Raw genomic sequence first — 13,667 nt, forward strand, 5'->3', positions numbered from 1 at the left:
TCGCGGCTATTCGTCGCGGCGTTCCCGAACGCACTCCTCAAGCGGGTCGATGAGGTCGTCGGCAACCGAATAGGGGTCCGTCTCTCGGGCGACGACCTGGTCGACGTACTGGTCGAGGCCGCCCTGAGTGTCGATTTCTTCGGCCAACAGCGAGGCGCTATCCTCCCGGAGCAGCGTCCGGATTTCCGCGGCGTAGCGCTGGCGTTCCTGCGTTTCGAGTTCGCCCGTCTCGACGAGCCAGTCGGCGTGGTCCGCCAGCGTCGCCAGGAACTCGTCGACGCCCTCGCCGGTCTTGGCGACCGTCTCGACGATAGCCGGTTCCCAGCCGTCGTCCTCCTCGTCTTCGTCGTCGCCCTCGTCGGGATTGATGGTCCCGGCGCCGTGGTGGCCCGCCATCGGCGATGCATCACGCATGTGGACCATCTCGCGCAGTTCCTTGACAGTCCGGTCGGCGCCGTCCATATCAGCCTTGTTGACGACGAAGACATCGGCGATTTCGAGGATGCCCGCCTTCAGCATCTGGACGTCGTCGCCCGACCCCGGCGGCACCAGCACCGCGACGGTGTCGGCCGTCTTGACGATTTCAATCTCGTTTTGACCGGCACCCACGGTCTCGACGATGATTTTGTCCTTGCCGAAGGCGTCCAGTGCCTTCACCGCGTCCGTCGTCGCCGTCGAGAGGCCACCGAGCGAGCCGCGGGCGGACATGGACCGAAAGAAGACGTCCATGTCGCCGCGGTTGGAGGCCATCCGAATCCGGTCGCCGAGGACGGCCCCGCCGGTAAACGGCGAGGAGGGGTCGATGGCGATGACGCCGACCGTCTCCCCGCGGTCGCGGTACTCGGCGGCCATCTTGTCCACGAGCGTCGATTTGCCGGCGCCGGGCGAGCCTGTGATACCGATGACTTCGGCATCGCCCGTATCCTCGTGGAGTTGCGACACCAGGTCGCGATAGCCCGGCGAGCGGTTTTCGATTTTCGTGATGACGCGTGCGAGCGCGCGATGCTTGCCCGCCAGCAACTCGTCGACGAGCGTCTCGTTGTCGCTCATTTATCGCTCAGGGACGTTCTCGCGCACGAAGTCGATGGTTTCCTGCATCGACGCGCCGGGGCCGAATATCTCGGCGACGCCCAACTCGTAGAGTTCCTCGCGGTCCTCGTCGGGGACGATACCGCCGACAAGAATGAGGGTGTCCTCGAAGGCGTCGTATTCTTTGAGGCCGTCGATAATCTTCGGCACCAGCGTGTCGTGCGCACCGGAGAGAATCGAAATCCCGAGGACGTCGACGTCCTCCTGAACGGCCGCCTGCACGATTTCGTCCGGGGACTTGTGAAGGCCCGAATAGATGACTTCGAAGCCGGCATCGCGGAACGCCCGAGCGATGACGTGTGCGCCGCGGTCGTGCCCATCGAGACCTACTTTGGCCACGAGACACCGAATCGTTCGCCCGTCGCCGTGCTCCTCCTGCTCTGTGCTCATACCACACACATTCGCTGGCAGGTGTTTGACTCTAACGGAGTTTCGCATCTCATTCGGCGAGTTTGTGCTACTTCAAGCGTGCTTGTGGACACGCGTAGAATGCCTCGTACCGTGTTGGAATCACCCACAGATGCCGTCGCTTCGATGGGTTTATGAGTCGGACCCCGATACAATCGAATGCGTTCGAGGGCTCGTAGATCAGTGGTAGATCATCCCCCTGGCACGGGGAAGGCCCCGGGTTCAAATCCCGGCGAGTCCATTTCCTTCCGTCGCTTCGCTCCGTCAGTCATTGGACTCGCCGACCCTCGCGAAGCCTTCGGCTTCGCTCAGTCCCGGCGAGTCCGAGCTAGTATTTGTTCTCGTCTTCGTCACGACCGTGGAATCCGTTCCTGCCGTCGATACAAGGTCCTTGCGAGGCCAGCCAAAGGCACTTCCCAACTATTCGCCGTGACGCTCGACGCTTCCCTGAATCTTCTCGCCGAGTTCGTCCCTGCTGATTTCGCCGTCGAGATGCTGTTGGACCCACTCGCTTTCCATCCGCCAGGTGGCGACGAGGCTGTCGTCGACGAACGCGGCGGCCTCCATGCGCTCGACGTCCCAGCCACCGTAGATGCGGTCGTAGTAGGCGCGAGCAATCTTTCGGACGCTTTCCTCGACGCTTTCCTCGGTGGCTTCGGCGGGTACGTATTCGAGGTCGAGAACGCCCTCGCTGACCGCGAAGGTCCGAATCGTGATGTCCGCCTCGGTGAGCGCGTTTCGGAACGCGTTGCGGTAGGCCTCGTTTGGGTCCCCCTCGGCGGCGGGCTGGCTGCCCGTACACCCGACGAGCGTGAGGCCGAGGCCGGTTACGAGGCCGGCGAGATAGCGACGGCGATGCATGAAACGGCCGTTGGTGAGACGCTACCTAAGCCTTCGGCCACGTATGTGAGGCATCAGAAGAACGGTGGACGCCACGCCGAAGCGGCGGGCGTCCACATCTCTCGTCCGGTTTCCACAACGAGGGGGACAGGGACGTCGCCCCGCTGGGAACCCGGATGGAACTCCATCGATGCCGCGTATAAGCGTTTGGGTACACTCTTCCGTGCCGGGCGGCAACGACGGCTATGTTCGAGCAGGGTCGGTCGATACTTCGGCGTTCGCTCCCGCTTTTGGGGACGCTGTATCTCGTCTATCTCGCCCTCCAGCCGCCGCCGGTTCGCTACGTCGGTATCGCCTGTCTGGCCGTCCTGACGCCGTTCCTGCTGGGGTGGGTCGCCGGCAACGTCTTCGGGGTCGGCCCGTGGGCCGGGGACTGAGGCGGTCGGACGACTGCCTCACTCGGGTTTGTGGGTGAAGATGAACGCCTGGTCGTCCTCGACGCCGACACAGAGGTCCAGCTGTTTCGAGAGGTTGAGACTGGTCGGGTTCTGCTTGCAGACGACGAGGTCGTCGAACGGTTCCTCGCAGGCCGGGCAGGCGACGGCGACGGTGTTCTGATAGGACTTGATAGCCTGGTTTTCCTCACGCGGCGTCAGCGACGCCAGCAGTTCGTCGGTATCGATGTCCATAGCGGACAGTACGCGGCGTCCCTATTGAATCTCGTGGACGGGGCGAAGCCAACGGCTAACGGCGGTGAGTGGCCGAAAAAGACGTCGACGTTACTCCGAGCGGTCGGCGCCGCGGTCCCAGACGTTGGAGACGGATTCGCCGGTCGGCGGTGTGTGGTCCATGTCCTTCAGGGTCTCTTTTTGACTCATCGTGGCAAAGCGTATCACATCCAGCGTACTTAAGGGTTTCTCGGGAGTGCCTATAACACATTATAACATATATATTATTTAGAATCCGTATCTTATTCCTCTTTTTAAACGCTATCCACCCAATAACAGCCGTGAAACGTCGTCTTTTATCGCCAACCATCCACACAAGATTGGCGGGCGCTCAAGCCGGGGGCCCGCTCATCGAACGCCGAATCGGCCCCTCCGCTTATAGTTCTCCGACGCCCCAGAGACAGTATGCAGCCTTCGGGGAGCCAACACGACCGAGCACAGACGTCGCCGCTCAGCGTGTTACTCATCCTCTCGATTACGCTCACCGCGGCGGCCGTCATCGTCGTCTTCGGCGGGTCCGCCCTCGAAGGAGTCCAGCAGGAATCCCAGGTCGGCCAGGCCGAACAGGCCATGACCCAGTTCGACTCCCGAGCGGCACAGGTCGCGTTGGGCGACTCCTCATCCCAGAACGTCAACATCGGCCAGCAGAACGGGAACTATCGGGTCGACGAGGACGCCGGCGCCATCCGTATATATCACGGGAATTATAATAATTCGCAGACCGAATACATCTACGGCAGCGAAACCGACTGGGTCTCGCTCGGGGCCGTCGTCTATCAGGGCCAGAACACCCAGATAGCCTATCAGGGCGGCGGCGTCTGGCGACAGGACGCCGGCGGTAACGCCATGATGGTCTCCCCACCGGAGTTCCACTACCGGTATGCGACCCTGACCTTCCCCCTGATTCGCGTCAACGGCACCGACTCCGCGGGCGGCCGAACCAATGCCCGCATTACCCGCGTCGAAACCGCGTCGAGCATCTATCCCGTTCCCGGCAAACACTATAACGGCGACTCGAACAACCGCGAGTACCTCAATCCGGTACAGGACGGGAACATGACTATCGAAGTCAGAAGCGAGTACTGTGAGGGCTGGCGAACCTATCTGGCCGAGCGGACCGAAGGCGAGGTCACCGAGTGTGACAGCAACAACACCGTCACGGCACAGCTAATCACCCTCGGGACACAGGGCGAGTTCAGCGTCATGAGAGGTTCAACGCTCCGAATCCGAGGACAGGAAGGCGACGAACCGCTTAACAATTTCAACCTGACCTTCGAGAGCGATTCAAATTCCGGCTTCAACAACTTCGAGTGGAAGATGGCAAATGACGATGGCGCCGACAAGCAGTTCGAAATCTACATCGAATCCGAGGGGGATGGAACCGGCACGCCGGTGCATATGCATCTCTACTACAGCGAGGACGGGGGTGAACCCTACCGAAGTTGGACGCTCAACAGTTCGAGTTCCGACGCTTTCAAAGTCGAGGGGAGTGGCGAGGACGCGACGCTCACGGTGGACCTACTCAACGGGAGTCGACAGATGGTCTACGAGGACTTCGGCACCTACGATTTGGCGCAGGGCAACAGCGATGGTGCAGGACCGATCTTCCGAAGTGGGGACGGAGAATTCAATAGTAGCGAGACGATTACCGTCAATGGAACCGACTACAACCCCGGTGATACCGCACCCCTCGACACGGTCATACAGCACTACTTCGCCAAGGTCGGCGACCTCGATTTGACCATCGACGAGCGCCAACAGGGGAACGCCGGTCTCGACCCCGATGGGTCGTCCGGCACCATCATGTATGACGGCGGCGGCCGCGTCGTTACGTATCTCCACATCACCGAAAACCGAATTCGCATCGAACTGAACTGAGATTCAAGTCGATATCTGAACGTCGACGAGCACCCGTGAGACGTAGAGTTCGTTGGTATCGACGCTACAGGTAATCGTCACGAGCGTCTCTCCTTCCGCATCGCTCGGTGACATAGTACACCCATTGAGACTCTCCTGCGTGTCGAAATATCGCATCCAGGCCGGCGCGCGCGCCGCCGTCGTTTCGAGGTCGAATTCGACGTCCACCCCCGAGACGTTCTGTCCGTAAACCAGGAACGGACTGGTTCGCTGGCCGCGAACCAGTGCCGTCGTCGTTCCGCCGACGCTTTGCTCGCCGCCGCGCGGTTCGATGTACCTGACGACGGTCCGCTGGGAACCGAACAGGTAATCCGGCGTCCGCAGCATCCGAGCGCCGCCACCGACGTCGTTGCGGATAACCGCGCCCTGCTCGTAGACGATGCGGACACCCGTCCCCCCGTCGAAGACGATGGGCCGTGGCGCCGCCTCGGAGACGTTATTCTCGTTGACCCGAAACCGCGACCGGTACCGTTCTTCCATCATCAATTGGGAGTCGGCCAGACGGATTTCGGTCGCCCGGTTCGGGGCCTCACCGCGGCCGAGTTCCTGAAAGTTGTTCGCCAGCACGTCGAAGGCGCGCTCGGCGTTCTGGAGCCGTTCGGCGTCCCGCGTATCGTGGAGACCCTGAAGACCGGCGATGTAGACCACGCTCACCGTACCCAACACCAGCGAGAACACCAACACGAAGCCGATAAGCTCGCTGACGGCCCGCTCGTCGTCACGCATCGCGAATCACCAAGTCCCCGCCGTCTACTTCGACCATGACTTGGCCGCCTCCGGTACTGCTTTCGGCGACAGTCGTCGACGGTGCCACCGCAAGGCCGACCGTTACCGTCACCTCGGGGTCGGTTACCCGCAATTCGAGATACGGGTCGGTCGGCCCGTTTCCGCCGGTTCGGAGGTAGATTCGATAGGACGAGCCGACGATGCGTTGAGGAACCGTCCGCGTTATCGATAGCTCGGAGGTGTCGACGCCGTTCGTCCGACTGAGTCGGTCGGCCGCCGCGATGTCCGCCGCGACCTGATGGCCGATGACCTCCAGTTCGTTTTCCGACGTCAGCTCGCGCTGGTTGTCGACGAACCCGCCGGCAGCGACCAGCAGTCCGGTGATAAGCAGCGTCGAGATGCTCAAGGTAAGGGCGTACCCGAAGACCGGCGAAACGGCCCGGTCGTCGCCTACATCCGCCATACGGTCACCTCCACCCGGACCACGTTGTAGACGTCGCTGTTCGTCCGTTCGGGGACGGCCCGGCCGTAGCTGCTGGCCGACGAGAGGTTCGTATTCTCGTGGCCCGGCGCCGTCAGCGTGTCCTCGTCGTACAGCGTTATCATCCGACTCGCGGTGACGGCGTTGTCGCTCGGTTCGCCGCGATACACCATCGGCTGTGGGGAGGATTGGCCGGGGGTATGCAGTTCGACGTTGACCGCGAGCCCTCGGCCCACGAACGCGCGGTCGAGGATGCGCCCGAACTCGTTGTCGGGATGTTCGTTGGTGTAGTAGTTGAACAGGGATGTGTTGTAGAACCGCTGTGCCGTGTCGTTCCAGTAGAGGACGGCCTCTTTCAGCGCGCCGGATTCCTGGGCGGCCGTCAACACGCCGTTGGCCGACGCACGCTGCTGGTTTTCGATGTGCTGGTTCGACGTGCTCGCCGACAGGGGCGTAACCGCCGTCACCTGCAGCGCGAAGGTGAGACTCGACACGATGAGCAGCGCCGCGATAATCGCCTCCAGCGTGTACGCCTGCCCTCGCGTTCCGTCGCTGTCGTCCCACATCTCAGTACACCTCCACCAGCAGGGTCGCGTCACAGGCGTCGGCCCCTTCGAAGTCACACGGTTCGACCGTGACGATGCGTCGGGCGACCGTTACCGAACTCGACGTGGTCGGCTCCGTGCCGATCTCGTAGCGAACGTCGCAGGCCCGGGTGCTATCCTCCTCGTGGATGACCGTCGTGCCGTTGTTGCAGGCCGTCCGATACCGGTCCGCATCGGAAGCGCTGGCATCGACGTGAACGAGACGGATGTGGTAGCCGACGTCGTCGCTGAGTCCGAGCCGTTTGCGGGGCTGGTCGCTACCGTGGTCACCGAACCCATCACACTCGGTGGGCACGCTGTTGTTCCCGAAGAAGGCCGTTGCACACGGCTCCTCGACGATGAGCGGCCGGTTGGGGTCGCCCAGCGCCCCCTCCGCGAGATGGCTCGCGGTGCGGTCGGCTACCACGCTGCGTTCCTGATTGCTATCGACGAACGGCGACGTCAGCGATGGGATGAACGTAAAGACGAACGCCACCGCCAAGAGGAAGATCCCCATCGCGATGGCGAAATCCAGCGTCGTCTGTGCGCGCGTTCCCGACATACTACACCATCATGAACACGAGGAGTGCGAGCGTGGGCAGGACGACCACGAACTTCAGGCCGGCCATGATGCTCACGTCGCGGATATAGCCCGCGATCAGTCCGGAGATGATACCCTGCAGCGTGACGGCGTGGAAGAACAACATCGTCAGCTTATCGATGTCGAGTCCGCCACCGAACTCGCCGGCACCGCCTCCACCACCGCCCCCACCGCCGCCGGAGGCCTGCTCGGTCAAGCCGGCCATCGTGTCGAGGAACTCGACTTTCAGCAGGGCCATCACGCCGAGCAGCGTGATGTAGGTCATGATGATGATGACCATCTGCATCCGCGTGCGGGACTTCCGGTCCATCTCGATGTCGTCCTGGTTCTCGGAGGCCTGTGCGGCGGTCGATAGGACCTGCGTAATCTGACTGGAGGCCTCCTGAGCCTTCGAGATGAGTTTCATCGTCCGGGCCAAGCGTGGGATGTGGTATTTGTTGTTGAACTCCCGGAGAGCCGTCTTGAGGCTCGTCCCGTAGTTGACCTTCGCGTACATGACGCGGAACTCCTCGGAGAGTTTCCCCGAGGAGGTGTCGGCGACGACCTTCAGCGACTCCAAGAGCGTCATCCCGGTGTCGTTCGCGCTGGAGAGTTTCCGGAGGTTATCGGAGAGTTTGTTCGTGATGGCGTTCCGCGAGTGGACGTTCCACTCGTGGAAGATCGTCAGCGGCAGCAGGTTGAGATAGAGCGGCACGAAGACCCAGAAGAAGGTTCCCTGAATCGGTTCGCTCATCATCCCATCGACGTTCGTCGGCGCGAACCCGGCCATCACCGAAAACACCATCGCGACGATGGTCGCCGGGACCGTAATCGCCAACACCGCAAGCGGGTAGTCCCGGAAGAACAGATGCGGGTCCTTCAGGACGTTCATCGTGATGTAGGTCCCCTCGCGGGACTTGATGCGGTCGAAAATCCCGTAGCGGCCGGCGTAATCCTCCGCGAGGCCGAGGTCGAACATCGACTCGGATTCGTCGACGAACCCTTCGCCCTCATCGGGGCGGAGGTAGCCGTCGCCGACCTCGTCCTGAACGACCGTCGAGACCATGACGAGGAAACCGACCCCGATGAGCGGAATCAGGCCGTAGACGGTGCCGTACAGCAGCATGTCCTTCGACGGCCCGAGCATCGACATGATGACGAGGATGATGATAAGCAGAAGCGGGAACAGCGACAGCGTCATGTACATCTCCCCGAACAGCTCCAGGGTCTCGAGGACGAGTTCCTGTTCCTGCTTGGAGGTCCGCATGTGTTTTTCCTTCTGGTCTTCGAGGAACTTCTCCATGTCACCACCGGAGTTGATAATCGAGAGCATGTCCGTCAGGAACTGCCCGAGTTCGTCCGACGGCGTCTGCATCGCCTGATTCCTGACGGCCGTCCGGTAGTCCGTATCGAAATACTGCGTCTCCAGCACGATGGACTGGAACTCCTTTGCCACCTCGCCGTAGGTGTCGTCGGCCTTCGCCATCGCCTCGAGGATCTCCAGTTGGTTCAGTCCCCCCACCGACAGCGCGTACATGAAGGAGACCGAGTCCGACAGCAGGACGTTGATTTCGCGTTTACGGGCGCCCGAGTCGAGATACGGCTTGGCGACCATCCCGCCGAAGCCGGACCCGAACCCGATGGAGCCGAACACCAGCCCGGAAATCACGATGATGAAGGGTATCTTCAGCGAGTTGACGACGGAGAGATACGGCTCGGGCATCGGCAACCCGAATATCGTCGGCGGTTCGGTGATGATGAACGTGACGATGGCCCATCCCAGAAGCGTCCCCAGCAGCCACAGCCCGATGCCGGCGATGGCGCCGATAGCCAGGGATTTCGACAGGTAGATTTCGACCGTCTGGGGAATGCGGGCCTCGGCGAGTTTGGTCTCGACGTTGGCGACGAAGTCGCTGTCGTCGTCGAAGAGGCGGTTGTACAGCGGGTAAAACAGGTCGGCGAGCGTGCTGGTACTGCTCGAAGAACCTGCCGTCCCGAGGCTCATATATCGTCCTCGTCGAAGGTGTCGAACCCGTCCTCATCGTCGTCGAACAGGTCACGGTCGGCGTCCGCCGCCGGGTCCGACTCGTCGGATCGGTCGGGCTCATCGGGCAGTTCGTCGTCGAGGTCGGCCGGTTCGCCGCCGTCGGTGGTCGCCTCGCCGTCCCCGGGCGTTTCGTCGCCGCCGCCGCCGGCTTCGAAGGAGAAGCCGCCGTAATCGAAGTCGCCGTCACCGTCCCCTTCGCCGACGTCGATGTCCTCTTCCTCGTCGATTTCGAGGATGTCGGCCACTCCCTCGTCGGGCATCTCGCCGCTGTACTCTTCGAGCATCGCCGACGCATCGTCGAGGACCCGACCCGTCTCCTCGAGCATCGTCTCGTCGGCGGAGGGTCGCGGCACCATCGCCTCCTTGTCGGGGTCGATGTCGATTTTGACCGACTCCATCTCACGGAGGTCTTCGAGGGACCGTTCCAGTTCGTCGTTGGCGATGAGCGTCAGGATGGTCTCGGGGTCGTTGATAAAGGCCTGCAGCGTCGCCGCCACCTGCGTGTAGGTGTTGAGGCCGTTCTCGATGAGGTAGGCCAGAACGATCTGGCGTTTGAACATCTCGTCGTCCAGTTGCTGGCGGGTCCACCCGCGGTCGAACTGAATCTCGTCGAGGGTGTTGGACTCACCCATCTGCAGGAACTCGTCGGTTTCGGCCTGCCACTGGTAGACGTCCTGAACGTTGATCTCGTCGTTTTCGGGGTCGTAGTGGTTGATTTCGGTCAGCGACTTGTTCCGGCGGACCTTGTTGCCCTGCACCCGCGTCGAGGTCTGAATCGAGACGAGGTCCAGCGCCGTGAACATCGTCTTCGAGACGTTGATGGGGTCGGTCGTAAAGCGCTTGATGACCTCGCCGACGGAGTCGGCGTGGAACGTCGTCAGCGTGGTGTGCCCCGTCGACATGACCTGGAAGAGGGTCCGACCCTCCTCGCCACGAATCTCACCCATGACGATGTATTCCGGCCGTTGTCGGAGCGCGGCCTCCAGCAGGTCGAACTCGTCGACGTCACCCTTGTCACCCTCGCTGAAGGAGGGCCGGGTGACGCTTGCAATCCAGTTTCGCTGCGGGAGTTCGACCTCGCGGGTGTCCTCGATGGAGACGATTTTCGCCTTCGAGGGGATAAACAGCGAGACGGCGTTCAGCGAGGTGGTCTTCCCGGATGCCGTACCGCCGGCGAAGATCAGGCTCTTGTGGTTCTCGATACAGAGCCACAGGAACGCCATCTCGTCCAGCGAGAAGGTGTTCCAGTTGATGAGGTCGATTGGCGTGAACGGGACGTCCTTGAACTGCCGGATGGTGTAGTTCGTCCCGTGGTCGGAGACCTCGCGGCCGAGCGTGAGCTGTGACCGCGAGCCGTCCGGTAGCGTCGCGTCGACCTGTGGGTTCCGTTTGGAGATACCTTTCCCGGACCGCTGGGCCATCTTGACGACGAAGTCGTCGAGTTCTTCCTCGCCGTGGTAGACGTTCGAGATGATCTGCTCGTAGTCGCCGTGGTAGACGAAGACCGGCGAGTTGTAGCCGTCACAGGAGATGTCCTCGATGTTGATGTCGTGTTTGATGCCGTCGATGCGCTCGAAGCCGATGAAGTCCCGCTTGAGCAGGTAGAGGAGTTTCTCGATCTGGTACTCCGAGAGCGTCTCGGAGTCCTCCTCCAGAAGGGCGGGTTCGGGGCGTGCCTTGACGCCATGTAGCCCGACGTGCTCTTCCGCTTCCGTCTCTTCCGTGAGACCGACGAGTCCCTTGACGCTGTCGACGAAGCCACCGTTGGCGGGGCGGGCGCCCTCCTCGTAGAGGTCGTAGCGTTCGAGCAGGTTGTGGGTCTCCCGTTCGATGACGCCGGCACGGGCGTCGTCGTCACCCTGGATGACCACCTCGTCGCTCGAATACTTGATGGCGGTTCTGAGTTTGCCGGAGATGAACTCCCGGAGGTCCGATTCGATGGGGGTGAGATGCGGTTCGATGAGGTAGTACTTCTTCTCGTTTTCCTTCTCGGAGTGGAAGATGATGACGAAGGCGTAGGGTTTGTTGACCCAGTAGCGTTCGACCTCGCGGAAGTGGCCCTTCTTTTCCTGCGGGACGGCCTTTTCGAGGTCGTAGCGATTGACGACGGTCGTGACGCCGTTCTCGTCGCTGAAAAACGCGTCCTCGTCGAGTTCGGGATTGACGCGGACGGTCCGCTCGTTGGCGACTTCGGTCAGCTGGGTCGCGCCGAAGCCGGCCCCGCCGAACACCGAATCGAGTTCCTCGGGGTCGTAGCCGAGATACTCCTCGGGGTCGAACTCCTCGCCTTCCGGCGGGTTTCCGTCCTCGTCGTAGTAGTATTCCGCCTTGAAGTCCTCCCAGTCGTATTCACCGACGGCCGCCGGCGGGTCCTCCGGTTCCGCCTCGGCGTCCACGTCGGAGTTCGTTTCTGCGTCGGCGTCGGGCGCTGGCCCTCCAACAGCACCCTCACCGTCCGCATCATCGATAGCCATTAGCAAACGATTGAACACATCAGCGAAAAAGGTTTGCGGCCCTATCGATACGTGATTCGCACGGGCGAGCGCCCGAGCCCCGAAATTCGAGGCGAATAGCGAATACGGGGAATCGCCGGGATTCTACCCGCTAAGGGGGAAGAGGCGTGTCAATCGATAAACCGTTCGAGGCGGTTCATCGCTTCCTTCAGTTCCGAGAGGCCCGTCGCATACGAGGCGCGCAGATGGCCCTCGGCGCCGGCGCCGAAAGCGGTGCCGGGCACCATCGCCACCTGCTCGGCTTCCAGCAGGTCCTCGGCGAACTGTTCGGCGTCGTCGCCGGGACACTCCGGGAAGACGTAGAAGGCGCCGGTCGCTTCGAAGCAGTCGATGCCCATCTCCTCGAACCGCGAGAGGACGAAGTTCCGTCGGCGGTCGTACTGGGCGCGCATCTCTTCGACTTCCTCGCGGCAGTTCTGGAGGGCCTCGATGGCCGCGTACTGGGCAGTCGTCGGCGCCGACAGCATCGTGTACTGGTGGACCCGGTTCATCGCCGTGATGACCTCGCTGGGGCCCATCGCGTAGCCGAGACGCAGGCCCGTCATCGCGTAGGCCTTCGAGAAGCCGTTGAAGACGACGGTCCGCTCGCGCATCCCGTCGAGTTCGGCGATAGAGACGTGGTCGCCCTCGTAGGTGAGGTCCGCATAAATCTCGTCGGAGAGGACGTCGACGTCGTGCTCGCGGCAGAACTGCGCGACTTCGGCGAGTTCCTCGCGATTCATGGTCGCGCCGGTGGGGTTGTTCGGATAACAGTAGACCAGCAGGTCGGCGTCCTCGGCGCCCGCTTCGGAGAGCACCTCGGGGGTGAGTTTGAACTCGTCTTCGACGCGGGTCGGGACGTCGAGCACCTCGCCGCCGGCGAAGGTGACGCCCGGCGAATAGGAGACGTAGCAGGGCTGGGCGACTGCGACGGTGTCGCCAGGGTTGACGAGCGCACGGAAGGCGACGTCGAGGGCCTCGCTGGCGCCCGCAGTGACGAGGATTTCCTCGTCGGGGTCGTAGTCGAGGTTCCAGCGCTTGGCGTCCTTGGCGATTTCCTCGCGGAGTTCGCGCATGCCGCGGTTGGCGGTGTAGGATGTCTGGCCGCGTTCCAGCGAGGTGATGGCGGCCTCGCGGGCGGCCCACGGCGCCGAGAAGTCGGGTTCGCCGACGCCGAGCGAGATGACGTCGTCCATCTCCTCGGCCAACTCGAAGAACCGGCGGATACCGGAGGGCGGTACCTCCGCGACGCGGTCGGAGGGCTCGAACGTCATGGCGTGACCGACAGGCGGTCGTCATCCCCGCCGTCGTCGAAGCGATAGCCGCCCTGCTTGTAGGTCTCCATGATGTAGTGGGTGACCGTCTGGGTAATCTCGGGGAGGGGCGCGACCTTGTCGCTGATAAAGCGGGAGACCTCCCGCATCGAATCGCCCTCGACTTCGAGCGCGAAGTCGTAATCGCCCGAAACGAGACGGAGCCCCTGTACCTCGGGGAAGCCGGCGAGTCGCTTGGCCACGTCCCGGTAGGTCGTTTCCCGGTCGAGCGTGACGTTACACTCGACGTGGGCCTGCACGCGGTCGTCGCCGACGGCGTCCCAGTCGACGATGGCGGTGTATCCCTGGATGACTCCCTCGGCTTCCAGTTCCGCGATCCCCTCCTCGACCGTCTCGGCCGACAGGCCCGTCAGTCGGGCGAGGTCGGCCGTCGAGTAGCGGGCGTTCTCGGAAAGCAACTCGAGGAGTTCGTCGGCGTGGTCCATATCGGATAGGACAGTA

15 protein-coding genes and 1 tRNA gene are annotated in these 13,667 nt (G+C 62.5%); 3 read left to right on the forward strand and 13 right to left on the reverse strand.

Translation table 11 applies throughout. From position 1 onward, the window contains the following. Nucleotides 1-6: 6 nt before the first annotated feature. Nucleotides 7-1,050 (reverse strand): methylmalonyl Co-A mutase-associated GTPase MeaB, encoded by a 1,044-nt coding sequence (gene meaB / locus HWV23_RS05065; protein ID WP_178289338.1) that lies wholly within the window; start codon nucleotides 1,048-1,050, stop codon nucleotides 7-9. Further along, the gene (locus tag HWV23_RS05070) at nucleotides 1,051-1,479 is read right to left on the reverse strand and encodes a cobalamin B12-binding domain-containing protein (RefSeq protein ID WP_178289339.1); all 429 of its coding nucleotides are present in this window, start codon (nucleotides 1,477-1,479) and stop codon (nucleotides 1,051-1,053) included. Nucleotides 1,480-1,666: 187 nt separating this feature from the next. On the opposite strand from HWV23_RS05070, the gene HWV23_RS05075 reads away from it, so the two are divergent. Continuing rightward, nucleotides 1,667-1,738, forward strand: a tRNA-Ala gene (locus HWV23_RS05075). A 179-nt stretch (nucleotides 1,739-1,917) separates the two neighbouring features. Here the strand turns inward: HWV23_RS05075 and HWV23_RS05080 are convergent. Further along, complete coding sequence (locus HWV23_RS05080) at nucleotides 1,918-2,358, reverse strand: DUF8159 domain-containing protein (RefSeq protein ID WP_178289340.1); 441 nt, start codon at nucleotides 2,356-2,358, stop codon at nucleotides 1,918-1,920. 224 nt (nucleotides 2,359-2,582) lie between these two features. Here HWV23_RS05080 and HWV23_RS05085 point away from each other — a divergent pair, with 224 nt between their 5' ends. Then, on the forward strand, nucleotides 2,583-2,774 hold the full coding sequence (locus HWV23_RS05085) for a hypothetical protein (RefSeq protein ID WP_178289341.1): 192 nt from the start codon (nucleotides 2,583-2,585) through the stop codon (nucleotides 2,772-2,774). Nucleotides 2,775-2,792: 18 nt separating this feature from the next. Here HWV23_RS05085 and HWV23_RS05090 read toward each other — a convergent pair whose 3' ends face one another. Both HWV23_RS05090 and HWV23_RS17320 read right to left on the reverse strand, forming a co-directional pair. Continuing rightward, the gene (locus tag HWV23_RS05090) at nucleotides 2,793-3,026 is read right to left on the reverse strand and encodes a DUF7385 family protein (RefSeq protein ID WP_178289342.1); all 234 of its coding nucleotides are present in this window, start codon (nucleotides 3,024-3,026) and stop codon (nucleotides 2,793-2,795) included. A gap of 90 nt (nucleotides 3,027-3,116) precedes the next feature. Further along, nucleotides 3,117-3,215, reverse strand: coding sequence for a DUF7989 family protein (locus tag HWV23_RS17320; RefSeq protein ID WP_484549436.1), 99 nt, complete (start codon nucleotides 3,213-3,215; stop codon nucleotides 3,117-3,119). Between the two features lie 255 nt (nucleotides 3,216-3,470). On the opposite strand from HWV23_RS17320, the gene HWV23_RS05095 reads away from it, so the two are divergent. Then, on the forward strand, nucleotides 3,471-4,943 hold the full coding sequence (locus HWV23_RS05095) for a DUF7289 family protein (protein ID WP_178289343.1): 1,473 nt from the start codon (nucleotides 3,471-3,473) through the stop codon (nucleotides 4,941-4,943). Between the two features lie 3 nt (nucleotides 4,944-4,946). Here the strand turns inward: HWV23_RS05095 and HWV23_RS05100 are convergent, their stop codons facing one another. The 8 genes from HWV23_RS05100 to HWV23_RS05135 form a co-directional block, all read right to left on the reverse strand. Beyond that, nucleotides 4,947-5,708, reverse strand: a complete 762-nt coding sequence (locus HWV23_RS05100; protein ID WP_178289344.1) for a DUF7289 family protein — start codon at nucleotides 5,706-5,708, stop codon at nucleotides 4,947-4,949. Further along, nucleotides 5,701-6,171 carry a DUF7266 family protein gene (locus HWV23_RS05105; RefSeq protein ID WP_178289345.1) on the reverse strand — a complete coding sequence of 157 codons (471 nt, stop codon included), beginning with the start codon at nucleotides 6,169-6,171 and terminating at the stop codon, nucleotides 5,701-5,703. Before HWV23_RS05105 ends, HWV23_RS05100 begins: the two co-directional genes overlap by 8 nt. Beyond that, a complete protein-coding gene (locus HWV23_RS05110; protein ID WP_178289346.1) occupies nucleotides 6,159-6,755 on the reverse strand; it encodes a DUF7288 family protein in 597 nt (198 codons plus the stop codon). Before HWV23_RS05110 ends, HWV23_RS05105 begins: the two co-directional genes overlap by 13 nt. Before the next feature lies 1 nt (nucleotide 6,756). Then, complete coding sequence (locus tag HWV23_RS05115; RefSeq protein WP_178289347.1) at nucleotides 6,757-7,335, reverse strand: DUF7287 family protein; 579 nt, start codon at nucleotides 7,333-7,335, stop codon at nucleotides 6,757-6,759. Between the two features lies 1 nt (nucleotide 7,336). Then, entirely contained in the window at nucleotides 7,337-9,358 is a 2,022-nt protein-coding gene (locus HWV23_RS05120) for a type II secretion system F family protein (RefSeq protein ID WP_178289348.1), read from the reverse strand. Next, nucleotides 9,355-11,874, reverse strand: coding sequence for a type II/IV secretion system ATPase subunit (locus HWV23_RS05125; protein WP_178289349.1), 2,520 nt, complete (start codon nucleotides 11,872-11,874; stop codon nucleotides 9,355-9,357). The genes HWV23_RS05120 and HWV23_RS05125 overlap by 4 nt, the downstream gene beginning before the upstream one ends. Before the next feature lie 149 nt (nucleotides 11,875-12,023). Beyond that, nucleotides 12,024-13,166, reverse strand: a complete 1,143-nt coding sequence (locus HWV23_RS05130) for a pyridoxal phosphate-dependent aminotransferase (protein WP_178289350.1) — start codon at nucleotides 13,164-13,166, stop codon at nucleotides 12,024-12,026. Further along, nucleotides 13,163-13,651, reverse strand: coding sequence for an Lrp/AsnC family transcriptional regulator (locus tag HWV23_RS05135; protein WP_178289351.1), 489 nt, complete (start codon nucleotides 13,649-13,651; stop codon nucleotides 13,163-13,165). Before HWV23_RS05135 ends, HWV23_RS05130 begins: the two co-directional genes overlap by 4 nt. Nucleotides 13,652-13,667 lie beyond the last annotated feature (16 nt).

It is taken from the genome of Natronomonas halophila (assembly GCF_013391085.1).
In the GTDB taxonomy this organism is placed as follows: Archaea; Halobacteriota; Halobacteria; order Halobacteriales; family Haloarculaceae; genus Natronomonas; species Natronomonas halophila.

Coding starts and splice junctions, on each gene's coding strand:
- meaB (WP_178289338.1), bottom strand. CDS start 1,050: ATGAGCGACAACGAGACGCTCGTCGACGAGTTGCTGGCGGGCAAGCAT.
- HWV23_RS05070 (WP_178289339.1), bottom strand. CDS start 1,479: ATGAGCACAGAGCAGGAGGAGCACGGCGACGGGCGAACGATTCGGTGT.
- HWV23_RS05080 (WP_178289340.1), bottom strand. CDS start 2,358: ATGCATCGCCGTCGCTATCTCGCCGGCCTCGTAACCGGCCTCGGCCTC.
- HWV23_RS05085 (WP_178289341.1), top strand. CDS start 2,583: ATGTTCGAGCAGGGTCGGTCGATACTTCGGCGTTCGCTCCCGCTTTTG.
- HWV23_RS05090 (WP_178289342.1), bottom strand. CDS start 3,026: ATGGACATCGATACCGACGAACTGCTGGCGTCGCTGACGCCGCGTGAG.
- HWV23_RS17320 (WP_484549436.1), bottom strand. CDS start 3,215: ATGAGTCAAAAAGAGACCCTGAAGGACATGGACCACACACCGCCGACC.
- HWV23_RS05095 (WP_178289343.1), top strand. CDS start 3,471: ATGCAGCCTTCGGGGAGCCAACACGACCGAGCACAGACGTCGCCGCTC.
- HWV23_RS05100 (WP_178289344.1), bottom strand. CDS start 5,708: ATGCGTGACGACGAGCGGGCCGTCAGCGAGCTTATCGGCTTCGTGTTG.
- HWV23_RS05105 (WP_178289345.1), bottom strand. CDS start 6,171: ATGGCGGATGTAGGCGACGACCGGGCCGTTTCGCCGGTCTTCGGGTAC.
- HWV23_RS05110 (WP_178289346.1), bottom strand. CDS start 6,755: ATGTGGGACGACAGCGACGGAACGCGAGGGCAGGCGTACACGCTGGAG.
- HWV23_RS05115 (WP_178289347.1), bottom strand. CDS start 7,335: ATGTCGGGAACGCGCGCACAGACGACGCTGGATTTCGCCATCGCGATG.
- HWV23_RS05120 (WP_178289348.1), bottom strand. CDS start 9,358: ATGAGCCTCGGGACGGCAGGTTCTTCGAGCAGTACCAGCACGCTCGCC.
- HWV23_RS05125 (WP_178289349.1), bottom strand. CDS start 11,874: ATGGCTATCGATGATGCGGACGGTGAGGGTGCTGTTGGAGGGCCAGCG.
- HWV23_RS05130 (WP_178289350.1), bottom strand. CDS start 13,166: ATGACGTTCGAGCCCTCCGACCGCGTCGCGGAGGTACCGCCCTCCGGT.
- HWV23_RS05135 (WP_178289351.1), bottom strand. CDS start 13,651: ATGGACCACGCCGACGAACTCCTCGAGTTGCTTTCCGAGAACGCCCGC.